The 24,479-nt window shown below is 54.7% G+C and carries 22 protein-coding genes and 1 pseudogene; 7 read left to right on the forward strand and 16 right to left on the reverse strand.

What is annotated here, in order from left to right:
* Window positions 1-181: hypothetical protein (locus HYD27_RS27765; protein ID WP_219220758.1), on the reverse strand; the 181-nt coding region annotated here is incomplete at its 3' end.
* Window positions 182-497: 316 nt separating this feature from the next.
* Here HYD27_RS27765 and acnA point away from each other — a divergent pair.
* On the forward strand, window positions 498-3,242 hold the full coding sequence (gene acnA / locus HYD27_RS27770; RefSeq protein ID WP_219220760.1) for an aconitate hydratase AcnA: 2,745 nt from the start codon (window positions 498-500) through the stop codon (window positions 3,240-3,242).
* Between the two features lie 219 nt (window positions 3,243-3,461).
* On the opposite strand, the gene HYD27_RS32565 is transcribed toward acnA, so the two are convergent.
* Window positions 3,462-3,641 (reverse strand): hypothetical protein, encoded by a 180-nt coding sequence (locus tag HYD27_RS32565; protein ID WP_219220851.1) that lies wholly within the window; start codon window positions 3,639-3,641, stop codon window positions 3,462-3,464.
* 101 nt (window positions 3,642-3,742) lie between these two features.
* Window positions 3,743-4,486, reverse strand: coding sequence for an IclR family transcriptional regulator (locus HYD27_RS27780; RefSeq protein ID WP_219220762.1), 744 nt, complete (start codon window positions 4,484-4,486; stop codon window positions 3,743-3,745).
* A 330-nt stretch (window positions 4,487-4,816) separates the two neighbouring features.
* Here HYD27_RS27780 and HYD27_RS27785 point away from each other — a divergent pair, with 330 nt between their 5' ends.
* Together HYD27_RS27785 and HYD27_RS27790 are read left to right on the forward strand one after the other, a co-directional pair.
* On the forward strand, window positions 4,817-5,857 hold the full coding sequence (locus HYD27_RS27785; RefSeq protein ID WP_219220765.1) for an alpha/beta hydrolase: 1,041 nt from the start codon (window positions 4,817-4,819) through the stop codon (window positions 5,855-5,857).
* 205 nt (window positions 5,858-6,062) lie between these two features.
* Complete coding sequence (locus tag HYD27_RS27790) at window positions 6,063-7,244, forward strand: Fe-Mn family superoxide dismutase (protein WP_219220769.1); 1,182 nt, start codon at window positions 6,063-6,065, stop codon at window positions 7,242-7,244.
* Between the two features lie 150 nt (window positions 7,245-7,394).
* Here HYD27_RS27790 and folE read toward each other — a convergent pair whose 3' ends face one another.
* From folE to HYD27_RS27820, 5 genes and pseudogenes are all read right to left on the reverse strand, one after another.
* The gene (folE, locus tag HYD27_RS27795) at window positions 7,395-7,988 is read right to left on the reverse strand and encodes a GTP cyclohydrolase I FolE (protein WP_219220770.1); all 594 of its coding nucleotides are present in this window, start codon (window positions 7,986-7,988) and stop codon (window positions 7,395-7,397) included.
* A 51-nt stretch (window positions 7,989-8,039) separates the two neighbouring features.
* Window positions 8,040-8,291, reverse strand: coding sequence for a YneF family protein (locus HYD27_RS27800; RefSeq protein ID WP_074086825.1), 252 nt, complete (start codon window positions 8,289-8,291; stop codon window positions 8,040-8,042).
* Between the two features lie 126 nt (window positions 8,292-8,417).
* Window positions 8,418-10,183, reverse strand: a pseudogene (queG, locus tag HYD27_RS27810) (tRNA epoxyqueuosine(34) reductase QueG).
* Between the two features lie 18 nt (window positions 10,184-10,201).
* Window positions 10,202-10,819, reverse strand: a complete 618-nt coding sequence (lepB, locus tag HYD27_RS27815) for a signal peptidase I (RefSeq protein WP_219220774.1) — start codon at window positions 10,817-10,819, stop codon at window positions 10,202-10,204.
* Window positions 10,820-11,062: 243 nt separating this feature from the next.
* On the reverse strand, window positions 11,063-11,482 hold the full coding sequence (locus HYD27_RS27820) for a GNAT family N-acetyltransferase (RefSeq protein ID WP_219220776.1): 420 nt from the start codon (window positions 11,480-11,482) through the stop codon (window positions 11,063-11,065).
* A gap of 590 nt (window positions 11,483-12,072) precedes the next feature.
* Here HYD27_RS27820 and HYD27_RS27825 point away from each other — a divergent pair.
* The gene (locus HYD27_RS27825) at window positions 12,073-12,681 is read left to right on the forward strand and encodes a superoxide dismutase (RefSeq protein ID WP_219220777.1); all 609 of its coding nucleotides are present in this window, start codon (window positions 12,073-12,075) and stop codon (window positions 12,679-12,681) included.
* Between the two features lie 214 nt (window positions 12,682-12,895).
* Here the strand turns inward: HYD27_RS27825 and mutY are convergent, their stop codons facing one another.
* Entirely contained in the window at window positions 12,896-14,209 is a 1,314-nt protein-coding gene (gene mutY, locus HYD27_RS27830) for an A/G-specific adenine glycosylase (RefSeq protein WP_219220778.1), read from the reverse strand.
* 133 nt (window positions 14,210-14,342) lie between these two features.
* Complete coding sequence (gene acpS, locus HYD27_RS27835) at window positions 14,343-14,741, reverse strand: holo-ACP synthase (protein WP_219220780.1); 399 nt, start codon at window positions 14,739-14,741, stop codon at window positions 14,343-14,345.
* A 420-nt stretch (window positions 14,742-15,161) separates the two neighbouring features.
* Between acpS and HYD27_RS27840 the strand changes: the two genes are divergently transcribed.
* Window positions 15,162-15,980 carry an alpha/beta hydrolase family protein gene (locus HYD27_RS27840; protein WP_219220781.1) on the forward strand — a complete coding sequence of 273 codons (819 nt, stop codon included), beginning with the start codon at window positions 15,162-15,164 and terminating at the stop codon, window positions 15,978-15,980.
* A gap of 139 nt (window positions 15,981-16,119) precedes the next feature.
* On the opposite strand, the gene nadE is transcribed toward HYD27_RS27840, so the two are convergent.
* The 3 genes from nadE to HYD27_RS27855 form a co-directional block, all read right to left on the reverse strand.
* Window positions 16,120-16,929 carry an ammonia-dependent NAD(+) synthetase gene (nadE, locus tag HYD27_RS27845; protein WP_219220783.1) on the reverse strand — a complete coding sequence of 270 codons (810 nt, stop codon included), beginning with the start codon at window positions 16,927-16,929 and terminating at the stop codon, window positions 16,120-16,122.
* A gap of 210 nt (window positions 16,930-17,139) precedes the next feature.
* The gene (locus tag HYD27_RS27850; RefSeq protein ID WP_219220786.1) at window positions 17,140-17,574 is read right to left on the reverse strand and encodes a BrxA/BrxB family bacilliredoxin; all 435 of its coding nucleotides are present in this window, start codon (window positions 17,572-17,574) and stop codon (window positions 17,140-17,142) included.
* A 138-nt stretch (window positions 17,575-17,712) separates the two neighbouring features.
* Entirely contained in the window at window positions 17,713-19,392 is a 1,680-nt protein-coding gene (locus HYD27_RS27855) for a two-component system sensor histidine kinase NtrB (RefSeq protein ID WP_228745391.1), read from the reverse strand.
* Window positions 19,393-19,610: 218 nt separating this feature from the next.
* Between HYD27_RS27855 and HYD27_RS27860 the strand changes: the two genes are divergently transcribed.
* Window positions 19,611-20,882, forward strand: coding sequence for a BaiN/RdsA family NAD(P)/FAD-dependent oxidoreductase (locus HYD27_RS27860; RefSeq protein ID WP_219220789.1), 1,272 nt, complete (start codon window positions 19,611-19,613; stop codon window positions 20,880-20,882).
* A gap of 128 nt (window positions 20,883-21,010) precedes the next feature.
* Here the strand turns inward: HYD27_RS27860 and HYD27_RS27865 are convergent, their stop codons facing one another.
* The 3 genes from HYD27_RS27865 to HYD27_RS27875 all read right to left on the reverse strand — a co-directional run bounded on the left by HYD27_RS27865 (window position 21,011) and on the right by HYD27_RS27875 (window position 23,246).
* Window positions 21,011-21,196, reverse strand: a complete 186-nt coding sequence (locus tag HYD27_RS27865; protein ID WP_219220792.1) for a hypothetical protein — start codon at window positions 21,194-21,196, stop codon at window positions 21,011-21,013.
* 74 nt (window positions 21,197-21,270) lie between these two features.
* Window positions 21,271-22,539: an ABC transporter permease gene (locus HYD27_RS27870; protein WP_219220796.1), complete on the reverse strand. Its 1,269-nt coding sequence runs from the start codon at window positions 22,537-22,539 to the stop codon at window positions 21,271-21,273.
* The gene (locus HYD27_RS27875) at window positions 22,518-23,246 is read right to left on the reverse strand and encodes an ABC transporter ATP-binding protein (RefSeq protein WP_375373951.1); all 729 of its coding nucleotides are present in this window, start codon (window positions 23,244-23,246) and stop codon (window positions 22,518-22,520) included. Before HYD27_RS27875 ends, HYD27_RS27870 begins: the two co-directional genes overlap by 22 nt.
* Before the next feature lie 374 nt (window positions 23,247-23,620).
* Here HYD27_RS27875 and HYD27_RS27880 point away from each other — a divergent pair, with 374 nt between their 5' ends.
* Window positions 23,621-24,088, forward strand: coding sequence for a MarR family winged helix-turn-helix transcriptional regulator (locus HYD27_RS27880; RefSeq protein ID WP_189028719.1), 468 nt, complete (start codon window positions 23,621-23,623; stop codon window positions 24,086-24,088).
* Window positions 24,089-24,479 lie beyond the last annotated feature (391 nt).

Below are 24,479 nucleotides of genomic sequence, written 5' to 3' on the forward strand. Positions count from 1 at the left end.
CATTAACGGCATTTCTGCCGTTATTTCCGCCTAGCTCCGCCTGCGGGACTCCATTAACGGCATTTCTGCCGTTATTTCCGCCTAGCTCCGACCGCGGGGCCCCATTAACGGCATTTCTGCCGTTATTTCCGCCTAGCTCCGCCTGCGGGACTCCATTAACGGCATTTCTGCCGTTATTCACGCCTAGCTCCGCCTGCGGCGTTCCATTAACGGCATTTCTGCCGTTTTTCCCGCCTAGCCCCGCCTGCAGGGCCCCATTAACGGCATTTCTGCCGTTATTCCCGCCTAGCCCCGCCTGCAGGGCCCCATTAACGGCATTTCTGCCGTTATTCCCGCCTCCACCTCATTTTTCCAAACGTAAAAACCTTACATCCGGCTGTTAAATCCGGGCGTTTAAACGGCAAAAAAAACTTTACTCCCCCCTTTGTAACCGTTATACTTGAGATATGCGAAATATTGAAATGTAGTTTCATCAGATGAAACAAGGAGGCGCGTATATGCCAAGCAAGGACCATTTTTCGCTGGCCCGTACCCTGGTGTCAGGCGGCAAAAGCTATCGCTACTATCATCTTAACTCCCTAGAAGAACAAGGCGCAGGCGATATTTCCTCCCTGCCTTTTTCCATCAAAGTATTGCTTGAGGCGGCTGTCCGCCAATATGACGGACACGCAATTACCGAAGAACACGTGAAGCAGCTGGCCGATTGGTCAGGCGGCATTGACCGCAATAAAGAGATCCCCTTCATCCCGGCCCGGATCGTGCTGCAGGATTTTACCGGAGTACCGGTGGTTGTCGATCTGGCAGCCATGCGCGATACCGTCAAAAAAGCCGGCGGTGACCCTAAAAAAATCAATCCGCTTGTGCCGGTTGACCTGGTTATTGACCACTCGGTTATGGTCGATGCCTTTGGCACCGCCGATGCGCTTGAATACAATATGAATGTGGAGTTTGAGCGCAACGAAGAGCGCTACCGCTTCCTGCGCTGGGCGCAGACAGCCTTCAACAATTTCCGCGCCGTTCCGCCGGCAACCGGTATTGTTCACCAGGTCAACCTGGAGTATCTTGCCTCCGTGGCAACCACGAAGACCATTGACGGCGAAACGGTCGTATTCCCGGATTCCCTGGTCGGCACCGATTCCCATACCACGATGATCAACGGACTAGGCGTCGTGGGCTGGGGCGTAGGCGGTATCGAGGCGGAAGCCGGAATGCTGGGGCAGCCGCTTTATTTTGTGACACCGGATGTTGTGGGCTTCAAGCTTACCGGCAGCCTGGTAGAAGGGGCTACGGCAACCGATCTGGCACTGACCGTCACCCAAATGCTGCGCAAAAAAGGCGTAGTCGGCAAATTTGTCGAATTCTACGGACCGGGTCTGGCGAATATCAGACTGGCGGACCGTGCAACTGTTGCGAATATGGCTCCTGAATACGGGGCAACCATCGGCTTCTTCCCTGTGGACGACGAGACGCTTGCCTATCTGCGGAGCACCGGGCGTCCGGATGAGCTTGTGGAGCTTACCCGTGACTACTACAAAGCACAGGGAATGTTCCGCACCTCCGATACGCCTGATCCGCAGTTCAGCGACATCATTGAGCTTGACCTTGCTTCGGTTGTTCCGAGCCTTGCCGGACCGAAACGTCCGCAGGACCGGGTCGAACTGACACATATGAAGGAAAACTTCGAAGGCATTATCCGCACCCCGGTGGACAAGGGCGGCTATGGCCTCAGCGATGAGAAAATTAATGAGGTTGTGGAAGTGCAGCACAAGAATGGCACTGCGAGCAAGCTCAGTGCAGGTGCGGTTGTGATCGCAGCCATTACGAGCTGTACCAACACTTCCAATCCGAGCGTAATGCTGGGAGCCGGCCTGCTGGCCAAGAAAGCGGTAGAACGCGGACTGACCAAACCCGGATACGTAAAAAGCAGCCTCACGCCAGGCTCTCTGGTCGTCACCGAATATCTGGAAAAAGCCAATCTGCTTAAGCCGCTTGAAGCGCTGGGCTTCTATCTGGCCGGTTACGGCTGTGCCACCTGTATCGGCAACTCCGGCCCGCTGCCGGATGAAGTCAGCCAGGCAATTACAGACAATGATATGACGGTAGCTGCCGTAATATCCGGAAACCGCAATTTTGAGGGCCGCGTGCATGCCCAGGTCAAAGCGAATTACCTGGCTTCGCCGCCGCTTGTCGTCGCTTATGCGCTGGCAGGCACCGTCAATATTGATCTCAAGACCGAGCCGCTGGGCTATGATCCGCAAGGCGAGCCTGTATTCCTTGCCGACATCTGGCCGACCTCTGCGGAAATCCGCGAAGCTATCAGCCTCTCACTGAGTCCGGAGATGTTCCGCCGCAAATACGAGAATGTATTCACGGCCAACGAACGCTGGAATTCCATTCCTGTGCCGGAAGGCGAGCTGTACGAATGGGATGACAATTCTACGTATATCCAGAACCCGCCGTTCTTTGAGCATCTGTCAGACGGCGTCGGCGATATTAAGGATATCCGCAATGCCCGCGTACTCGCGTTGCTTGCCGATTCCGTTACCACCGACCACATCTCGCCGGCCGGCAATATCTCCACCTCCGGTCCTGCCGGTGAATATCTCCGCAGCCATGGCGTGGAGCGGGCAGACTTCAACTCCTACGGCTCGCGCCGCGGGAACCATGAAGTAATGATGCGCGGCACCTTCGCGAACATCCGCATCCGCAATGCGGTTGCTCCGGGAACGGAGGGCGGGGTAACCACCTTCCTTCCAAGCGAAGAAGTGATGTCGATCTATGATGCGTCCATGCTGTATCAATCCGCCGGACAGAATCTGATTGTGATCGCAGGCAAGGAATACGGCACCGGCAGCTCGCGGGACTGGGCAGCCAAAGGCACACTCCTGCTGGGCGTCAAGGCCGTCATCGCTGAGAGCTTTGAGCGGATTCACCGCAGCAATCTGGTCGGTATGGGCGTGCTGCCGCTGCAATTTCAGGAAGGCCATGGTTGGAGCAGCATGGGACTGACCGGACGCGAGATCTTCAATATCACCGGACTCGGAAACGATGTAGTACCCGGTCAGGAGCTGACCGTCACCGCCACCCGAGAAGACGGCACCCAGTTCGAGTTCCCGGTCATTGCCCGGCTCGACAGCACCGTTGACATTGACTACTACCGCAATGGCGGGATTCTGCAGACCGTGCTCCGCCAGATGCTGGCCGATGCCGCCACTTCAGACTCTGCACTGCCGGTAGAATAAATCGTGCGGCAAGACCCGGTATCCGCATATCGCAGCCGGAACTCGGGTCTTGCCAAACCACAAACAGCCTCCGGTCTCTCCCTGCGGGATTGATTGGGGGCTGTTGAATCCTTTTATAGACAAGGGCAATGATCTGCGAGCGGTCGGCCACGTTCATTTTAGTGAAAATGCGGCTTAAATGGTTCTTGACGGTATGCTCGCTGATGAACAACGCCGCAGCTATTTCCTTATTGGCTTGCTTAGGATAATCAGTTCCAGCACTTCTTCTTCGCGGGGCGAGATGCCCCACTCTTCCTTCGGCGATTTGAGAGCCGCATTGTTCAGCAGCTTGACCGGCTGCGCAACGGGCAAAATCATAAGCCATACTGGAAACGGGTACTGCAATTCCCGTCCTATCATCCCAGACCCCGAGCTAACCATGATAGCCTATAGAACATGATCGTTTCGCCTCCACTTACTAGTTACCCCCTAATTCGGATATTTAATGGAAATAAGATTTATTAACCCATCATCAAACCCATTTCCGCGGCATTTTCGGCCAAAATCACTGCATAATCCTCCAGTGTCTCCCGGGAGAGGCGGCTGACAGGCCCCGACAGCGATAGCGCGGCAACCACCTTGCCGCTGCGTCCCACAATGGGCACCGCCACTGCCGCCGCCCCCGGCTCCCGTTCCTCGAAGCTTGTCGCATAGCCGCGGCGGGTAATGTCCTGCAGCTGCTCCAAATAGGTGCTTCTGTCCACAGCCTCCGGCCAGTTCGGATCGGCCAGCAGACGGGCCTGCACCTCATGCGGGGCATAGGCTGCCAGCACCTTGCTCGATGCGCCTACCGAAAGCGGCAGCCGGGCGCCAATCTGGGCCACCCGGCGGATCGCCTGCCGGCTCTGCACCGCCTGTATGCGCACACGCTCCAGATCGTCGCGCAGGTACAGGCTGACCGTCTCCCCCAGCCGGTCGCGCAGCCGCTCCATCGCCGGGAGCAGCAGCGCTGCGGGCTCATCCAGCGTCGGCAGATGCGTGGACAGCTCCCAGATGCGGATGCCCAGACGATATTTCTCCGTCGCTTCATTGCGCAGGAGGAACCCCTTTTCCTCCAGCGTAGTCAGCAGCCGGTGCACCGTGCTTTTGTGCAGGCTGATTTTCGAGGAAATCTCCGTCAGGCTCAAGTCACTCTCCTGCGTAAAGCACAGCAATATATCCAGCGCACGTTCCACGGCGCGTACCGTTAATTTCCGGTCCTCCACAGTGATCCCCCCTCCAACTGTTTCACCAAATGAAACCCGGTTACATTAATTAAGATAACCAACTCTATCTTAGTGCAAATCCCCCGGGAAAGTCCAGCAGTTCCAGAGAGCGGAAAAGACTGGGCCGCACTTTACAGTTAGGTTACAAAAGCGGCGAATTCATTGACTTTGCAAGGTCATAATCATACGATTAAATATATGAACTATATTAAGATAATCTTGGGCATGAAGTGGCAACATTCCCATGATTACGTTCTAACATCGAAAACCTTTGCTCCCGATTGCTGCCGCATACATTGTAAATTCCGGACTAATATAGGAGGGGACCCTATGGACTTAGCAACCACGCATACCGGCACGCCGGTCTCCCGTAAGCCCGATGAGCACAACCCAAGTGCTGCACCCAAGCTTTCATTGCGGATGATTCGCGTTAAACATATTATTGTCGCTTTGCTCCTGTCGGTTTTTTTCTTTTTTGTCTTCTGCTTCATCGCGCTGCATGGCTATATCGCCTGGGTGCTGTCCAACCCCACAGTGGCTCCGCTGTATTCCAACCCGTCACTGGCCAAGGGGCTGAATTATGAGGACATCTCTTTTCCGGCGCTGGATGGCAGCCGCACGATGCAGGGCTGGTACATTCCATCCGAAGGCTCAACCAAGACGATCGTGTTCAGCCACGGCTATGGCGCCAACCGCGAGGAAACCTGGGTGCCGATGTATGATCTGGCCCATTATGCGCACAGCCTCAATTTCAACGTAGTGATGTTTGATTACGGCTTCGCCTCCAAGACCAGCAAGGATATCGCTACCGGCGGCAAAAAAGAATCCCAGCAGCTACTCGGAGCCATTAAGTACGCCAAGGAGCATGGAGCCAAGGAGATTGTGGTCTGGGGCTTCTCAATGGGTGCAGGCACCGCTCTGCAGGCGGGTCTTGTCACCAAGGATGTCGATGCGATGATTCTGGACAGCACCTTCCTGCTGGAGCCGGATACGCTGTATCATAACATCAGGCAGAATATTGATCTGCCCCGCCAGCCATCCCTGGAGATTATGGAGCTGCTCTTCCCGGTGCTTAACGGAACAGGGCTGAACCAGATTCCCTATTCCAAGGTAAAAGCGGAGGATTATCCTTTTCCCACACTCTTCCTGCATGGGACGAGTGATGACAAGGCGCCTTATCCGATTGCCGAAGAGCTTGCGGCCAACCAGAGCAATCCGTATTCGGATTCCTGGATTGTGCAGGACAGCCATCATGAGCTGCTGTTCCGTGAGCATCCGCGCGAGTATTTGCGGCGGGTGTCCGCTTTTCTCGGCAATGTGCAATTAGCCAAGGTCCAGCAGGACAAGAGTACTCTGGCGACAAATGAATAATCTGCTGGGGGGCGGCGAGCCCGAAGTGTGCTTCACTTGAACAGCGTACCGGATGCCTATTCTCTTACATCCGCGTACGCTGTTTTAATGGGAAACACTTCTTGCTCTTTGTCCGGCTGCAAACAATCCTCCTGACCCACATAAGCTGCTGATTCCGTTCATAGAATGAACTGATGAAGACTTATGACGGGGAGGACTGCATGCAATGCTAGAGGTATACGGGCCACAGCTGCCAGTGCGCATTCTCGAAGAAATCGTATTCTGGAAAAAACAAGAGCAGGAGCATACGCTTGTAATCAAAGCGCTTGTCCCTCAGCTAGAGGAGCCTTATGTTAAATTGCTGGACGAATGGGCCATAGTGTTTGAGGCCACCGGGCAGGCGGCGCGCCGGCTGCTTGAGGCCTCACCGGGCTGCAGCCCGGCAGAGCTTGCCGCCGGAACGGAACAGCTGCTCCAGGCAGCCTGCTCCCAGTCCAGAGAGTTCAGCCGCCAGTTGTATGCCCTTATGGAGGGAAGCGCCGCGGTGAAGGCGCAGCCGCTGGCTGGAACCGTGCTGCAGCATATTGTGCGGGAGTCAGAGTATTTCCTGGGCGTTCTGGACTCGCTGGCCTCCTCCGGGCAGGCTCCGGCATGGAAGCGCGAGGAATCCGGGCAAGGCACAGCCACTCCGGAAGATTCCGGCGGCCGGGACAATCCGGCGGCGGAGCACAATGCCGAGCCTCCCCTCATTGTCCCGCTCTCGGATAGCCGGGAGCTTGGGTCAGTCCCCATAGGGGGGCACACCTTGCCTCCGCTTCCCTATGCCTATAATGCGCTCGAGCCTTATATCGATGAAAAGACAATGAGAATTCATCATGACAAGCATCATCAAAGCTATGTAGAGGGGCTAAACAAAGCGGAAAACAAGCTGGCCGAGGCCCGCACAACCAAGGATTTTGATCTCGTGAAGCATTGGGAGCGGGAGCTCGCCTTCAACGGGGCAGGCCATTACCTGCATACAATCTTTTGGAATGTCATGTCTCCACAAGGCGGCGGCCGTCCTACCGGTGCGCTGCTGGACGCCATTGAACGCAGCTTCGGCAGCTACGACTCCTTCAAGGAGCAGTTCACCGAAGCGGCGAATAAGGTCGAGGGCGGAGGCTGGGCCATTCTGGTCTGGAGCCCGCGCTCCCGCAGGCTGGAAATCCTGACGGCGGAGAAACACCAGAATCTCTCCCAGTGGGATGTGGTGCCGCTGCTGACCCTGGATGTATGGGAGCACGCCTATTACCTCAAGCACCAGAATGTCCGGGCCGATTATATCAGGGACTGGTGGAAGGTTGTGAACTGGCCGTATGTCTCCGAACGGTTCACCGCCGCCCGCAAGCTAGTCTGGCAGCCTTATTGAAGGCATGGCAAGCAGCCCTGCTCCGGCCGGCGCCAAGCCAGAAGCAGCTTCGCGGTTCCGGTTCTTATACCTAAATAAAGAGCCCTTCCATCACTGTGAAGTGACGGAGGGCTCTTTATCATATACACAAATTGGGCATAGCCCCGTCTTCTATTCCTTGATCAAGGCCAGAAATTCCGCCCGTGCCGGTGCATCCTCCCGGAAGGTTCCCCGTGTTGACATAGTTACTGTTTTGCTGCCGGGCTTCTTCACCCCGCGTGAACACATGCACAGATGCTCCCCTTCCACAACGACCATCACCCCATGCGGATTCAGCACCTCTGTCATAATGTCGGCAATCTGTGCCGTAATGCGTTCCTGAACCTGCAGACGGCGGCTGACCGCCTCCACCAGACGGGCCAGCTTGCTGAGTCCGGCTATCCGTCCGCTGGGAACATATCCGATGTGCACCTTGCCGAAGAAAGGGGCCATGTGATGCTCGCACTGGCTATAGTAGACGATATCCTTAACGATCACCAGCTCTTCGTGAGACTCATCAAAGGTCACGCCAAGCGCCTCACGGGGATCGATCGAATAACCGCCGAATATTTCCTCGTACATCCGTGTAACTCTGGCCGGTGTTTCCAGCAGCCCTTCGCGGCCGGTGTCTTCACCGATCAATTCCAATATTTTCTCTACGTGGTACTCGATTTGCTCACGGTTCGCAGCAACCTTGCCGTTCATGTAATCCTTGAAGCCCCCCATGAACCCTCCCCCTTCCGTACCCGTATCTAATTCCATTTATCCGGAACCGGTTTACTTGCCCTTGCGGCCTTGTCTTTTGCCTGCCGCGGGCGCGCGTCCCGGCTGATTGTTGTTCTTCATCATCTGCTGGGCCCGCTGCATCTGCTTTCCGTTCAAATTATAACCCATCTGTTTGGCAACCTTCTGCAGCATTTCAGGGTCATTCTGCATCGTTGTCATTTGTCTGCGCAGATAATACACTCCAATGAAGAATCCACCGATCAGACCTACGACAAGCGTAATAATGGGCAATGCAATGTTCATCCAAAGTCCACCTCTGTACTAAATTGTCTGCAATACCCTGTAGGCACGCGAATCTATCATAGCATTTCGGGAAGTGGACAGCAATTGGCAAATCCAATGAGCCTCCGCGATGTGAAGGAGACGGCGCTAAAAGAGGTAGGCCCCGGTTCTGTCCGGCAGTCCATGCTCCGCCTCGAGCTGAAGCAGGGTGCTCTTAATCCCCAAACCTCCGGCATAGCCGACAAGAGCTCCTCCCGCTCCGATGATTCTGTGGCAGGGCACAATAACCGGCACGGGGTTGCGGTTATTGGCTCCGCCGACTGCGCGGACCGCCTTGGGATTGCCGATCAGGACCGCTATATCCTTATATGAGGCCGCTTCTCCGTAGGGCACGGTACACAGCGCTTCCCATACCTGCCGCTGGAACACGGTACCGCGCATATCCAGCGGCAGCGAGAACTCCCTCAGCTCTCCGGAGAAATATGCCTCCAGCTGCTGTACGGCCCCGGATAATTTTGCCGAATCCTTATACAGCTTCGCTAGGCCCATTTGCTCCTTGAGCCATTGCCCGATATCCCCCGCATTCTTCACGAATGAGCCAAACTTCACAAGACAAAGCCCCTGTTCCGTTGCACAAAGCGTCAGCGGACCGATAAGGGAATCCATTTCCCCATAATATACGGCTGTCTCCATGTTCGCCGCGGTTTCCTCTGAATTAATCATGCCCTTTCCGTCTCCTCCCGCTGCAGCTTGTCCTGCGCCCGCTCCAGCATTTCCCGGACCGTCGCGTCTTCTTCCCCCGGCAGCGCCAGGTTTACCGCCGCCAGCGCTTCTGCGCCGCCGATGCGCCCAAGCGCCCAGGCCGCACTTCCGCGCATCTCCGGACGGGTCTCCTTCAGTACAATCCCGGCCAGCTTCGGCACGGCCGCCGTCTCCTTGAAATTGCCAAGCGCAATCACAGCATTGCGCTGAATCGGCTTCTTGCCCCGCCAGGCTGCCGAGCTGCTGCCGAACTGCTCCTTGAACCCGCGGTTGCTGAGTTCCAGAATCGGCAGCAGCAGCGGTTTGACAATCTCCGGATCCGGCAGCAGCTCCGGGCGGTGATCCCAGTTCTTCCCCCGGTTCTTGGGACAGACAATCTGACAGGTATCACAGCCATACAGCCGGTTGCCGATCTTGGTCATATATTCATCACTCAAAAAGCCCTTGGTCTGTGTCAGATACGAAATACAGGCCTGGGCGTTCAGCTGCCCGGGACCAACAAGCGCCCCGGTCGGGCAAGCGTCGATACACTTCGTGCAGTCTCCGCAGCCCTCATCTATCTGCGTATCCGGGGGAAAGGGAATATTCGTCACCATCTCCCCGAGATAGATCCATGAGCCCCATTTGGGAGAGATGATGCTGCAGTTTTTGGCGCTGAAGCCAATCCCTGCCCGTTCAGCTACCGCCCGGTCCACCAGCACCCCTGTATCCACCTGGCTCTCCAGTACTGCACCCGGCACCCGCTCACGGATGAAGCCCTCCAGCTTCGCCAGCGCTTCGCGCAGCACCTGGTGATAATCTCTGCCCCAGGAAGCCCGGGCCAGAATTCCACGGCGTGCGCCCGGCTCAGACTTGGGCGGGTTCTCCATTTTGGAGGGATAGGCCACTGCGATGGCGATGATCGACAGCGGCGGTTCACCTGACTGCAGAGCGGGGATGGTCCGCTTATCTAGATCCGGCTCCTCAAAACCGGAATCATATCCGTTGTCACGGTGCTCCTGAAGAATGTTCTTCAAATATAAGAACGGCTCCGCAGATGCAAACCCGATATCGTCAATGCCGAGTTCAGATGCGGCAGCCTTAATTTCAGCTTTGAGACCTTCCCATTTCGAAGGCGGGGGAGCATAGGATGACTGAATTTTATTGTTCATTTCCGCCTTCTCCTTCACTTATAATGCATTCGCCTTGCCGAGGGGCCACCAGATATACGCAGCCTTGCCGACAATGCTGCACTGCGGAACACTGCCGAAATACCGGCTGTCCTTGCTTGCCCCGGCATGCCGGTTGTCACCCATCACAAAATAGGTTCCTTCTTCAACAGTAAGCTGGGCGAAATCCGGGTCTTGTATTTCCGTATCCACATAGGGCTCGACCGTCAGCTTGCCGTTCACATACAGCCTGTGGTTCCGCACTTCCACCCTGTCGCCGGGAATTCCGATAATCCGTTTTACCAGATAATCCTTCCGGTCCGGTCCGGTGCTTGGGTCATGCAGAACAATCACGTCGCCTCTTCCGGGACTTTTAAAGGTTAAGGCAAGCTTGTTAATAATCAGTTTCTCGCCCTCAAACAGCGTCGGCTGCATGGACTGGCCTATAACAGTTGAGACATTGAACACAAATATATTGAGCAGCGACATCAATGCGAATACAACTACGGCAGTTATTGCCCAATCCCGCACATCGCGGACCCAGCCTCTTCCCGATAAGGAATGGGTTCTCCTGTGTGTGACGGCTCGGTATCTCTGCTTGCGGCTCCGCATGAAATCTTCTTCAAGCTCCCGGTTCATAGGCCACCTTCTTGCTTCTCATTGGTCATTCAAGTCCATAACAATAGAAAAGCATATCTCCCGGCCATTTGCAATGGACTGCGGGAAGATATGCTTCAGTATAATGAATCAGACTATGCAAGCACGCGTTCAATACTAAAAGTATGTACTTCTAATACTCATAATCATTGCAGGCGTACCAGTCGCTATAGTTCTCTGCTCTAGAAAATGTTTCCGCTTACGCAGCACCGGGATGAAAGAATGCTATCCGACAATGCTGAGCTTCCTTACCGACTTGAAGATTTGATTCTCGCCATATCCCATGGCTTCATACAGCGGCAGAGCAAATGAATTATGCTCATCAACGGCTACAAAAATACCGCTGACCTTGCGTGCCTGAAACCTGTGCTCCATTGCCGATACAAGACCTCTGCCGATTCCTCTGCGGCGGTAATCCGGATGGACGGCAATGCGGAAATAACAGCCGTGGTTCTTCTCGATCGTACCAATCAGCGCACCAACAATCTCCCCTTCATCCTCGGCAACAACAATGAGATCGGAATCCCATGAAAGCTGCCTGGAGAAAGGCTCGATAGTGCTCTCGAAACATTCTTCCGATAATGCGGTCTGCAGCAATTCAGTCACAGGGGTAACGTCGCTTAATTGAAAGGAACGAACGTGCATTCTTTAAATCTCCCTTTTCTATGGCTTAGAATTTAACAAAAAGAAGGAGTTCCCGTACAGCATGGAAAGGAAAAAAAGAATAGCAAAACGGATAATTTTCGAAGAAGTCGCTGAATCCATCTTGGGTAGTTTCTTTTCTTGCGACTAAAGAAGTATTAATCTAATGTTAAACAGTCAATATCTTCTTTAAACTTCAAAAAACGAGGAATTCCTGCTTTTAAGTCTATTAAAGCATACTTTTCTGCCGATATCACCATTTTTCTTTTGAAAGCGTTTGATTTAAAGCGTTTACATAGAATATTATTACATTATTACTTTTAAATAGGGGATTAACTGTGTAAACTGATGCCGGCGGCCCCCTTATGATTTTAACAAAGGGTTAACACTTGCGGTTAGATTTGCGTAGCGGAACACTTTTTAAACATTAATGTTTGTTTAGTGTTGCATTCTTGATCCAGATACGGTTTAATAATAGTATCTTATCGGGTACTTAGCCCATAAGGTTCATCGGAAATAAAGGGTTTTGACGTCAAGACCGCCAAAATTCTTTATCTATACAAATTCCAATAAAACTCAGGAGGGATTTTTCCATGGCATTTCAATTACCGGCACTTCCTTATCCGAACAACGCTCTCGAACCGCACATCGACGCACTGACGATGGAGATTCACCATGACAGGCACCACAACACATACGTGACGAATCTGAACGCCGCTCTGGAAAAGGCACCCGAACTGCAGGACAAGAGCATCGAAGAGCTGCTTACCGACCTGAACGCAATACCTGAAGCTATCCGCACTGCTGTCCGCAACAATGGCGGCGGGCATGCCAACCATACCCTGTTCTGGGAGGTTATCGGACCGGACGGCGGCGGCGCACCTACAGGCGCACTTGCAGCTGCGATTGACAGCGAGCTTGGCGGCTTCGACAAGTTCAAAGAAGATTTCGCTGCAGCGGCAACTACCCGTTTCGGCAGCGGCTGGGCCTGGCTGGTGGTTAAGGACGGCAAGCTGGCAGTTACCAGCACCCCGAACCAGGACAACCCGATCAGCGAAGGTGCCACTCCAATCCTCGGCCTGGATGTATGGGAGCATGCATATTACCTGAACTACCAAAACAAACGTCCTGACTACATCAAAGCCTTCTGGAATGTAGTCAACTGGGAAGAAGTCGGCAAACGCTACGAAAGCGCAAAATAAACAAAAGCGGCCCCGGTGCCGCTTCAGCAGCGCATCACTGAGCTGCACATAATAAGCCAAAGCGGGTACCGTCCTTGAATTGAGGATGGTACCCGCTTTGTTTTTGAAGAAAACGATAATATATGAGTATGCCGACAATGAATAATCCGTTTATTTTGCCTTAGCTGCAGGCTGTGCAGCTATATGCGAAGCAGCTCCGGTAAACACCTTGAAATCAGCTGTCTTTTTCATCAAAATAGCTGTTCAGCAGCTTCAAAAACACATTCGGAAAGGCGTAATTCGCCATCTCCCCGCGGTTGATCCACCGCACAGCACCGCCATCCTCCGGATTTCCGCTTCCGTCCGCAAACGGCTCAGCCGCTCCTCCGTCCCCAGTGAATAATCCGGGGGAGGAGCCTCCGGCGGTGAACAAGTCCGGCAGGCCGCCGCCGGATATTTGCGCCGCAGCACCGCCGGCGGCGTACGCCGTGCGCCCTTCCGCAGCCAGCGGCAGCGCGCGGACATCCTCTTCCCTGCAGCGGTACACCTGCAGGGTCCACACAATATGGCTGAACGTATGTTCCGCAGCCATCCAGTGCGCTTCAGGCCGGGCAGGAATCCCGGCCTGAAGCAGGGACCGGCGCAGCCGGTCCAGCGCCGCGGCCTCCGGCAGCAGCGCGCCCAGCGCGCCGCCCCCGGCAGGCGGCGCGGGCCAGTGCGGCAGCTCCCACATGCGGGCCAAAAGCCCGCTGGATGGCCGCTGCCGGATGAGCACCCGGCCCGCGTGCGCGCCGCGGCCCTCCACCAGAGCCGCCAGCCGCTCCTCCGGGCGCGGCGGCTTGGCCTTGGTCTTGACGGGCAGCGAGGTCTCGCAGCCCGCCAGCCGCGCGGCGCAGTGCTCCATCACCGGGCATGGAAGGCAGCGCGGTGATTTCGGCGTGCAGACGAGCGCGCCAAGCTCCATCAGCGCCTGGTTGAAATGCGAGGCTTCCCCTTCAGGGATCAGCTCTGCCGCCAGGCGCTCCATCTTCACGCGGGTGGGCCCCTTGGCGATATCATCCTCGATGAGGAAATAGCGGGACAGCACCCGCATCACATTGCCGTCCACCGCCGGCTCCGGACGGTTGAAGGCAATGCTGAGGATAGCCCCCGCCGTATAGGGGCCGACACCCTTGAGGCCGAATACGGCGTCGCGGTCATTCGGGACCTGTCCGCCGTAATGCTCTTTCACCTGCCTGGCTGCATGCTGCAGATTCCGGGCGCGTGAATAATAGCCCAGTCCCTCCCAGCACTTCAGCACCTCCTCTTCCGGTGCATCAGCCAGCGATTCTACCGTGGGAAAACGTTCAATGAAACGGTTGAAATAAGGAATTACTGTATCTACCCGGGTCTGCTGCAGCATAATTTCCGAGATCCAGATATAATATGGATTCCGGTGGCGCCGCCAGGGCAGATCCCGTTTCTGGCCCTGATACCATTCCAGCAGGAAACGGCTGAAGAACAACTTGGCTTCCTGCAGTGTCCCGCTCTGCTGTTCATGTGTTGTCATGGTTATTCTCCTTGCCGCTCAAATATTCAGTACATCCGATATATACAATCAACGCTCCGCTTAACTGGACGGAGCCTTTGCATTTCCTCAAATATGCGGCCGTCACTGCAACACCCTGCCTTCCGGGCAGAGCCTAATATCCGGGCAGCCGCTCCACCACTGCGAACGCCGAGGCCAAATCGCGGCTGTGCGTAATGGTAAGATGGATGGTATATTCATGCTCCGGCAGCAGCAGCCGGTTCCACGCCTCTGCCGAAAGTGCAGCTACCGGCTTGCCCTGGGCATCCGGCAGAATTTCGATATCCAGAAAACCCACAGCATGGCCGATTCCGCATCCAAGTGCCTTAACTACCGCTTCCTTGCCCGAAAATCGCCCTGCTATGAACTCCGCTGTATTCCCGCCTCTGCTGTTGGCCAGCACAAGCTCCTGCCCGGTAAGAATCCGGCGGATAAATCTGCCGCCCTGGTTACCCTCAGCTATATCCGCAACCCGCTTGATCTCCAGCACATCGTGCCCGATTCCGTAAATCAAAATTCCACGCCCCTCATGGCTGTACAGTCGTTAAGCTCCGCAAATTGCCTTCTATCTTTAGCAGTGTAAATAATGGTATGATCCTCCTATATAAAGTCTATAGAATATACAAATCCTTGTATCAAGTGGAAACGGCTGCGCCGTCTTTATAAGGAAGGTATCCGTTTCAGCGAGAAAGATAAGGCTATTTTATAGCGTGAAACATATAAATTCTTATCTTTTTAGAAATGTCATCAGACATCTTTTTTAAATAATATAAATTATAGTCTTAGCAGCAGCTTTCTGCTATCTTAAAAGAAAAAAGCGCCGAAGTCCATTTTCAGGCACAGTCGGCTTGCCATAGCCCTTCAACACAATATATGAATTCGATCTCAAAACCAGCATTGGATATTCTACTATCAAAGAAAGGGAGATTTCCTTATGACCCGTAATTTCGAATTGCCTGCAGGAGGGGATGCCGTCCTGCGCTGCTCACATTTCCCGGCCCAAGGCCAAGCCAAAAGCCTTATTGTCGTGGCGCACGGCTATAAGGGCTTCAAGGATTGGGGGATGTTCCCGTATGCCGCAGCGGCGCTCAGTAAAGAGCACGAGGTCATCAGCTTTAACTTCTCTCATGCCGGGATCGGCGAGGATTTGCAGAATTTCACCGAGCTTGAAAAATTCGCCCGCAACACCTATCAGCGCGAGATCAGGGATATGGAAATTCTGCTCTCCTATTTGAGCCAGCACCACAAGTTCGGAAGTCTGCCTGTCTTCCTGCTGGGACACAGCCGGGGAGGCGGCGATTGTCTGTTATATGCGCTGGACCATCCCCATGAAGCCGCCGGAGTCATCTCCTGGAACGGAACGACCAACCTGGACTTGTTCACGGAAGAGCAGAAGCGTGAAATGAGAGAAAAGGGCCGCACCCATGTGCTCAATGGGCGCACCGGCCAGCAGATGCCGCTGGATGCAATAATTATAGAAGACCTGGAGCAGCAGGCCGAACGCTACAATATCCTGGAACGGATGAAGCAGGCAAGCTTCCCCGTCGTTCTGATTCAGGGAAGCGAGGATGGCGAGCGGCTGCGCCGCGGCTCAGAGCAATTGACCCGGCTGCGGCCAGACATTGACTGGGTGCAAATTCCGGGCGGCGATCATACCTTCGGCACCGTTCATCCTTTTGCCGGCGCCACTCCGCAGCTGGAGCAGGCCATCGCTGCAACCCTGGAGTTCATCAGCCGTATTCTGGATAAATAATCCGGGAGCCAGCCTGCCTGCCCTCTGACAGAAGCAACGATACAGCTCTCCTTCTGCTGAAGGACTGTGCGTAAACGAAGAACCGCCGGAGCTGCCGCGGATGATGCAGCTGACGGCGGTTTCGGGTACGGTCCATCCTTTAGATTCCCGGAATCACATTGCGCTTATGCGCGGTTCTCCTGTAGAGGCTCTCAAGCTTTTTTGCCGCACCGGGACTGACCGTCTTGCCCTCCAGGTAATCGCTGTTCTCATCATAGGTAATGCCAAGCTCCGCCTCATCCGTCTGCCCCGGCCACAAGCCTGCTGTGGGTACCTTGGTTACAATATCCGCAGGCACTCCGAGGTAAGCAGCCAGCTGGCGCACCTGACGCTTGTTCAGGGACGTCAGCGGCGCAATGTCCACCGCCCCGTCGCCCCACTTCGTATAGAAGCCGGTTATGGCTTCCGAGGCATGGTCTGTCCCCACTACCAGCAGATTGTTCTCGAAGGCTAGCGCATACTGCATCACCATGCGTGTTCTCGCCTTCACGTTGCCTTTGCCCTGGCGGGTGATATGGCGGTGCTGCCCGATCGATTTCAGGCTGTGCTCCACCTCAAGGGCAATCTCGTTGACCGCTTCCTCTATGTTGGTCTCTACCCTGTACGTCAAATCAAAGGCCCCGGCAACCTCATAACTGTGCCCGATATCCTCCTGCTCGCCATACGGCTGGAAAACACCGAGGGTGATATACTCTTTGCCTTCCTCGGCAGTAAGCTCATCCGTCGCCCGTTTGCACAGACCTGCGGCCGCCGCGCTGTCCACCCCGCCGCTGATCGCGATCAAGAGCCCTTTTGCCCCTGCTTCCAGCACATACGCCTTCAAAAAATCCACCCGCTTGCGCACCTCAGCCTCCACATCAATGGACGGCCTAACCCCAAGGGCGGCAATAATCTCTTCCTGCATACTCATGCGTACACCCCGTTTCGCAGCTTATATACATCTTCCACCTTCGAAAAATAAGAAGAAACGGCTTCGCCGTCCTCTGAAAGAGGCGGCTTCCGTTTCCCCAGAAAGATAGAGATCATTTTCAAGGCAAGCCTATAACATTCTTATCTTTGAAAAAATCCCGCAGACAACCGGGCATCCGGCGGCCTGCGGGCCCGGTAACAACGCACTGCTTTATTGGCACAAACGGTTGAATACATCCTTCAGTTCAGCAGCAATTTCAGCAGCCGAACGGTCTTCGACCGCATGACGCTCAATGAAGTGGACAAGCTCCCCATCCTTCATCAGGGCGATGGAGGGCGAAGAGGGCGGATATGGCGCAAAGTATTCACGCGCTTTGGCGGTAGCTTCCTTCTCCTGACCGGCGAACACGGTGTACAAGTGATCCGGCAGGATCTCATTCTGCAGCGCCTGGGCTACACCCGGACGGCATTGACCGGCGGCACAGCCGCAGACCGAATTGACAACAACAAGCGAGGTTCCTTTGGAGGCGGGAAGAGTTGCTTCCACCTCTTCCGGAGTCAACAGCTCCCGAAACCCGATGCTTGTCAGGTCATCGCGCATGGGCTGGATGGAATCCTTCATATATTGATTAAATGACATGGACATTCTTGCCACTCTCCTTTATCCTTAAATATTTGTCACACCACGTTGCAGCAGGATTTACTAACTTTATTATACATACATACTCTGTGAAAGCAAGCATAAACGCCTGCTCCGGCCATCCCGGAAGGGTTAGCCTTTATGTTATTCCTTCGCAGCAGCGGCTTCCTCCCCGCCCTCCTGCCCGCAAGGAAAAGAAACGGTAAAAGCAGTGCCCTCCCCTTCTTGTGACTCCACCGTAATTCCTCCGTTATGCCGCTCGGCAATGCTTAGGCACAGCGGCAGTCCGAGGCCTGTCCCCTGGCTTTTAGTTGTGAAAAAAGGCACAAATAAATTATCCAGCTGACTCTGCGGAATCCCGCTGCCCGTATCCCGTATAATCAGCTCCGCCTTGTCCTCATTGATGCGCGTCTCCAGAAGCAGCACTCCCTTGGGCTCCATCGCTTCCATGCCATTGCGGGCCAGGTTAAGGATAAGCTGCTTGATCTCCCGGGGATTGAGCTGAAGCAGCGGGAGGGACGGACATAATCTCAGCTCCACGCTTTGGCCGCGGAGATTGGCGTCCGCCCAAAGAAGCGGGGACAGCTCTTCAATAATATGGTGCAGCTGGATGGTTTCCTTGTTCGATACACGGCTCTGCGCAAGTGAGAGAAAATCATTGATAATCCCGTTGGCCCGGTCAAGCTCCTCCATTACAATCTGATAATACGAATCCATCTCACCCGGGCTCTTCTCCCGCATAAGCTGCAGAAATCCGCGTACCACCGCCATGGGGTTGCGGATTTCATGCGTGATCCCCGCCGCCATCTGCCCGACCAGAGTCAGCCGCTCCACATTATCCAGCTCGCTGCGGAATTTCTCTTCCTCGGTCAGATCCTGAACAACCAGCACTCTGCCGCCAGGCGAGCCGCCCAATTCTTGCTGCAAAGGCGCAGAGAACACATGATAAGTCCTGGAATCATACAAGAACTTCTCGTTGTACCGCTGCTTATGGATTGCACTGTCCGCCATGCGCTTTATGATCTGACCATCAATATCCTTGCGGATCAGCCGTTCTGCCTTCTGGCCCACAATAGCCTCTCTTGTAATTTGCGGATCATGCTGCCGGAAGAGGTCAAGCATATATTCATTAAGCTCGGTTACATAGCCTTCATCGTCCAGTGACATAATACTGACCGGTACCACATTGGTAATCTGCTGCAGCCTCTCCGATTGCCATTCGAATTTTTCGGAAATCCCCTTCAGCTGCTCTTGAATCTGCACCCGGTCCCACGCGGTTTCAATAAAATATATAAAGCTCCCGCCCAGGATAACCGCGATAAACAGGTAGAGGGCTACCAGAAACATTTCCTGCGGGTTCGTATCATACGGGCTGGGCCCATACATTGTGGGCACAAGCACGATAAACAGCATGCTCGGAAACAGAACCCCACAGAGCATGGATATTTTATCCATTAATTCACCGTTCTTGAAAGACTTGACCATGCCGAACAGCAGCGGATACATCAGCACGCCTGTATTCAGCACCAGATTGCTGAAGCCGGGAGGCTCCGAGAATAATACAGTGCACAGCACAAAAAAAACGGCCAGACTGATTCCCGGGCGGAAGCTGGCATATAGAATACCGATGTAAGCCGGTATAATAGCTAAATTCAGGTAGACCGCATCAAACAGGGTAGTGGACAGAACCATACAGCAGACAATGCTCAGCGCACAGCTGAGAATCAAAAAGGACTGGTCATCCGGAAATTTGCCGTTCTTGCGGACCATATGGCTCTGATTGAGCCACCACTGGAATATGAACAGAAAGGAACAAGCAGACATTATTTGCAATAAAATATCCTTTACCGCATAAAGAATTGAAATCACTCCCCAATTTGGACAAATTACCCTGTTTCCTTAGATTAAAGCATACCCGCGCTGTCCTGACAATGTAAAACGCTTAGCCGGTCCGTGCCTCTGGCCCCGCCGGTCCCATAATGGTATGATTCGGTTAGGGTGCACAGATTGCACCGTGCCTTAACATGCAAAGGAGCAGATTTATGAGCAGCAACTATGATGTGATTATCATCGGAGGAGGGCCTTCAGGGCTGATGGCCGGCGTGGCGGCAGCCGAGCACGGGGCCTCGGTACTGCTGATAGATAAAGGTTCCAGGCTTGGCCGCAAGCTCGGCATTTCCGGCGGCGGACGCTGCAACGTCACCAACGTCAAGGAAACCTCCGAGCTGATATCCCATATTCCGGGCAACGGGCGCTTTTTGTACAGCGCATTTGATCATTTTAACAACCTGGATATTATCGAATTTTTTGAGGATTTGGGCATTGCCCTGAAGGAAGAAGATAACGGGCGGATGTTCCCCGTATCCGATAAAGCCTCCAGCGTGGTTTCGGCACTGGTCGGCAAAGTGCGCAGCCTTGGGGTGCAGATTATAACGGACAGTCCGGTGGCAGAGGTTTTGTACAGAAACGGCAGTGTGGAGGGCGTTCGCCTGTCCTCGGGCAAAAAGCTTGCCGCCAGCGCCGTGGTTATCGCCACCGGCGGCAAATCCGTCCCGCAGACCGGCTCCACCGGTGATGGCTACCCGTGGGCTGAGGCCGCCGGTCACACGATCACGGAGCTGTATCCCACCGAGGTACCCATCCTGTCGCGGGAGGCGTGGATCCAATCAGGGGAGCTTCAGGGCTTGTCCCTGCGCGATGTAACACTCACCGTCTGGAATCCCAAAGGCAAACGGGTTATCGCCCACCGGGGGGATATGATCTTCACCCATTTCGGCCTCTCCGGGCCCATCGCGCTGCGCTGCAGCCAGTTCCTGCGCCAGGTCCAGCGGAAATCGGGAACCGACACCGTGGAACTGTCCATCGACCTCTTCCCCGGTTTGAATCCGCTGGAGATGGAAGAGCAGCTGCAGAACAAGCTGGAGGCGGAACCCAAGAAGGCCATCCGCAACTCGCTGAAGGGGCTGCTGCCGGAACGGTTGATCCCCCTGCTGCTTGCCAAGGCGGGACTGGACGGCGATTCCACCGGGCATCATCTGCCCAAAAGCGGGCTGCAGGCCCTCGCGGCAATCCTGAAGCGGATGCCGGTTCAGGTGCATGGCACCCGCTCCCTGGCGGAAGCCTTTGTCACCGGAGGCGGTGTCAACCTGAAGGAGGTCGATCCCCGGACGATGGAATCGAAGCTGATGCAGGGCCTTTTCTTCTGCGGCGAAGTGCTTGATATTCACGGCTACACCGGCGGGTACAATATTACCGCCGCCTTCTCTACGGGATATACGGCCGGCAAGCATGCCGCCGGAGCGCGGCAGGAATAAGAGACAGCTGTTTACACCTGCCGCCTTGATCCCGGACCCAAGTGGAAACGGCTGCGCCGTCCTTACAGGACGGTATCCGTTTCAGCGAGAAAGATCAGGCTAATCTATAGCGTGAAACATATAAGTTCTTATCTTTCAAAAAAGCCAGCCTCCATCTTGAATTGGAGGCTGGCTTTTTTGGGATTGTGATCAGTTGAGCCGTTACCCTTCAATCCCTGCAAGGATAACGGTCCGCGCGGCTGCTCACCCGGCCCATCCGGCCCAAGTGTAATCGCCGCGGTATCGTAGCCCTGTGGCTCAAAGGTATAATACATTGCGCTGTTCCCCGGAAGACAGAAAGTTCCGGCGCTTTTCTTTTTCCCGGAAAGAATTCCGCCTCCGGCTATATTTATTTGGCAAAACGGAATGCGCTGAACATATTGGCAACCAGGTATCCGGCCACAGCGCCAACAGGAATAAACAGCACCAGCCCAAACCATCCGTACAGCGGCAGACAGATAACAGCCGAGCACAGCACGGCAAACGGCATCAGCATAATCGGCAGCGCCTTGGAGCCAGCCTCCGCCTTCTGCTCTTTGGTGAACGGCAGAATTCCGATATAATCATCCCCGGCAAACAGCAGCCAGAAGGAAGACAGCCAATAGGACATTAGAGCGATCAGGAGCGCGAAGACCAGCCATTTCAGCACAGAAGGCACTATAAATACCGCTGCAAGCCCCACTCCGGTAAACTGCAGATAGAGCTTCAAATGAGCAGGGTTGCGCACCAGGGCCTTGATTGCCGCCGCCGCGAACCGGCTCTCCGGCTGTCTGGACTTCAGCAGCGGCGGAGATTTGCGGAAGATCCACGGCTTGTACCGTGTAGGGCGCGGTTTGTCGAGCACTCCGCGCAGCAGGAGCGCTGCGATTCTCATCCGCTGCTTGTAGTCTTCGCGCACATCACTCATGAAGGTGCCGCGCAGCCGCAACCGGTAATGGAAGGCCCGGGCCGTTACAGCTGCAAAGCCGGCGGCGGCCAGCAGCAGAAGCAGCGGGCTATCCCTCCAATACAGCGCAGCCCGGATGTAGAGGGCACAGGGCACGGTAACCGAAGGAATCAGCCATAGCCAGCGGCGGAAGCCCTGGCGCTGAACCTTGACAATATGCCCCAGCAGCTTGACGCACCAGCTGCAGGCAAGAGTCAGGACAAGCAATGCCCAGGCCGCCCCCGTGCTGACACTGTAGCCCCGGACAATGAACGGCAGCAGAACGGCATACACAGCTGCCGTCTTCAGTGCTGTGACGATGAGGCTGTAGATCATTCCCCGCCGCACAATGCTCCTGATCCAGTTCTCCCTCTGCCGGAGGAACAGCAGGTCGCCTTCCTGCAGCAGCAGAACCATCCCTCCGGTCAACAGCAGGACAGCCAGCAGCGACGGAATCATTGCAAAGGGCAAATCAGCCGTCCAGGAAGGCAGCTCATGGTTCCAGAAGCCATAATAAAAACGCCCGCCCAGCAGGCCTCCGGGAATAATTATATACAGCAGCACCGTCCAGTCCGCAGCCGTGCGGATAATCGCGGATTGCTCACGGAAATGTGAGAACAGCCTGCGCTTGAACAGCTTCGGTGCAGCGGGAAAGGCAAATAAGCCTCTGCTCATGTCAATTCGTCGAAGCAATCAAACAACGACCCCTCCGGCAAGCCCGCCTGGGCGCGGATGTCCTCCAGCGTACCTGCAGCCGTCATTCTTCCTCCGGAGATCAATACGAAGCTGTCGCAGATTTTCTCAGCTGTGTCCAGCACATGCGTGGACATCAGCACCCCGGCTCCGCGCCTCCGCTCCGCCTCCAGCAGCCGCAGGAAGTCCTTGGTTGCACGCGGATCAAGCCCGATGAACGGCTCGTCCACAATATAGACATCAGGCTGGACCAGAAACCCCAGCATCAGCATCATTTTTTGCTTCATGCCTTTGGAGAAGCCTGCCGGAAGATCATTGCGCACATGCTCCATGCCGAACTGGAGCAGAAGCTCTTCTGCTGTAGCCTCAAAGGTATCATAGGACAAGCCGTAAGCTGCTGCGGCCAGATCCAGATGCTCCCACAGCGTCAGATCCTCATAGAATACGGGCTGCTCCGGCACGTAAGCGTAGGACTTGCTCTCTCCGCCGAGCTTCACCTGGGCTCTGGCATGCTTCAGCAGTCCCAGCAGTGTCTTAATCGTAGTGCTCTTCCCCGCTCCGTTGGGGCCAATTAAGCCCAGCAGCTGGCCTCGCCTTACCTGAAAGGAGATATTGGTTATCCGTTTATCGCCGGCTTCATAACCCGCTTCTTCTATGAAGGCATCCAGTACAACCTCTTCATTTCCAGCTTCCTGTACGTCCTCTATCTTCTCCCCGGCTTCCAACAGTTCCGGCGGCGCTTCCGTCTCTTCCATGCTGCTCCATCTCCTAACAATAATTGCATTTCGTATAGCATGCCGGATAAATTCCGGTAATCCGATCATATCACCCGCAGCCGGACTGTGCCAGGGGGCTGGATTCCTGCTCCCTCCAGAGCCTGGATAAGGGGCAGATCCGGAATTTTCACAACTTTTAGTCACACTCAAAAAATTGTTTGATTTTTAATAGTTAAAAGTGTGCTCATTGTGACAAATCACATGTTCATTATTTATTCTTTGACGTATTGTAAAAATAGATCAACGAAGCAAGATTCCAAACCGTGCGGGCAAACCCGCACGATTAACAATAGAGGTGGAGAAGCATGATACAATCCTATGAACGCGATACTCAACTGACACTGCATTTGTACCGGGTTTTTGCCAAGTCCTTCAAGAGCATTAACGAGCATGCTGTAACCGGCAGCAAGATTGAAGGCTTCAATCCTACAGCTTTTGCTGTCATGGAGGTCCTCTACTACAAGGGTCCACAGCCTATTCAGCAGATCGGCGCCAAGCTTCTGCTGCAGAGCGGCAACGTTACTTATGTAATCGACAAGCTGGAGGAACGCGGTTATTTGCAGCGCAAGCCCTGCCCAAGCGACCGCCGGGTGATCTTTGCAGAACTCACCGCAGAGGGCGAACGGCTGATGAACGAGATGTACCCCAAATATTCGGAACGCCTGCATCTTGCTTTCAGCGGGCTGAGCGATGAAGAGAAGGAACAGATGATTATCCTCCTCAAGAAGATGGGCCTGCAGGCCGAAAAGCTGTCCCCGCTCCCGCGCAAGTAGAATTAAAGCCGCAGAGGTTGTGAATCGATTCACGTTCTTCGGCCTGATTTCACACAACTGCCGGCTGTGCCCTTCCTGTTCAGGGAGAGTGCAGCCGGTTTTGTGCACTTAAGACAGCTTCCGGACACAACAAGTGGAAACGGCTACGCCTTCCTTGACCGGGCCGGGCAGCGCAGCTGTTTGCAATTCAGGTGTAAGGCTGGCAGCCAGGCGGAAACGGTCACTTCATATTCCCCCAGCCGCTATTTCGCAAGGTCTTAGCGGGAAAAAAGGAACCCTAATCGATCCGGTTCTCTCCTTGCAGAGAAATTCGCCTGCATTAAGATGGAACTTGAACCATTCATCCAAAGGGCAGCCATTTTAGTGGTAAAAAGGATAACTAATTCACCGC

This window comes from Paenibacillus sp. S150 (genome assembly GCF_019352175.1).
GTDB lineage: Bacteria > Bacillota > Bacilli > Paenibacillales > Paenibacillaceae > Paenibacillus_AQ.

Bases quoted from the DNA above. Each gene is read 5' to 3' on its own strand.
- acnA (WP_219220760.1), top strand. From the start codon at position 498: ATGCCAAGCAAGGACCATTTTTCGCTGGCCCGTACCCTGGTGTCAGGC.
- HYD27_RS32565 (WP_219220851.1), bottom strand. From the start codon at position 3,641: ATGATAGGACGGGAATTGCAGTACCCGTTTCCAGTATGGCTTATGATT.
- HYD27_RS27785 (WP_219220765.1), top strand. From the start codon at position 4,817: ATGGACTTAGCAACCACGCATACCGGCACGCCGGTCTCCCGTAAGCCC.
- HYD27_RS27790 (WP_219220769.1), top strand. From the start codon at position 6,063: ATGCTAGAGGTATACGGGCCACAGCTGCCAGTGCGCATTCTCGAAGAA.
- folE (WP_219220770.1), bottom strand. From the start codon at position 7,988: ATGGGGGGCTTCAAGGATTACATGAACGGCAAGGTTGCTGCGAACCGT.
- HYD27_RS27800 (WP_074086825.1), bottom strand. From the start codon at position 8,291: ATGAACATTGCATTGCCCATTATTACGCTTGTCGTAGGTCTGATCGGT.
- lepB (WP_219220774.1), bottom strand. From the start codon at position 10,819: ATGAACCGGGAGCTTGAAGAAGATTTCATGCGGAGCCGCAAGCAGAGA.
- HYD27_RS27820 (WP_219220776.1), bottom strand. From the start codon at position 11,482: ATGCACGTTCGTTCCTTTCAATTAAGCGACGTTACCCCTGTGACTGAA.
- HYD27_RS27825 (WP_219220777.1), top strand. From the start codon at position 12,073: ATGGCATTTCAATTACCGGCACTTCCTTATCCGAACAACGCTCTCGAA.
- mutY (WP_219220778.1), bottom strand. From the start codon at position 14,209: ATGACAACACATGAACAGCAGAGCGGGACACTGCAGGAAGCCAAGTTG.
- HYD27_RS27840 (WP_219220781.1), top strand. From the start codon at position 15,162: ATGACCCGTAATTTCGAATTGCCTGCAGGAGGGGATGCCGTCCTGCGC.
- nadE (WP_219220783.1), bottom strand. From the start codon at position 16,929: ATGAGTATGCAGGAAGAGATTATTGCCGCCCTTGGGGTTAGGCCGTCC.
- HYD27_RS27850 (WP_219220786.1), bottom strand. From the start codon at position 17,574: ATGTCCATGTCATTTAATCAATATATGAAGGATTCCATCCAGCCCATG.
- HYD27_RS27855 (WP_228745391.1), bottom strand. From the start codon at position 19,392: ATGTCTGCTTGTTCCTTTCTGTTCATATTCCAGTGGTGGCTCAATCAG.
- HYD27_RS27860 (WP_219220789.1), top strand. From the start codon at position 19,611: ATGAGCAGCAACTATGATGTGATTATCATCGGAGGAGGGCCTTCAGGG.
- HYD27_RS27865 (WP_219220792.1), bottom strand. From the start codon at position 21,196: ATGTATTATACCTTTGAGCCACAGGGCTACGATACCGCGGCGATTACA.
- HYD27_RS27880 (WP_189028719.1), top strand. From the start codon at position 23,621: ATGATACAATCCTATGAACGCGATACTCAACTGACACTGCATTTGTAC.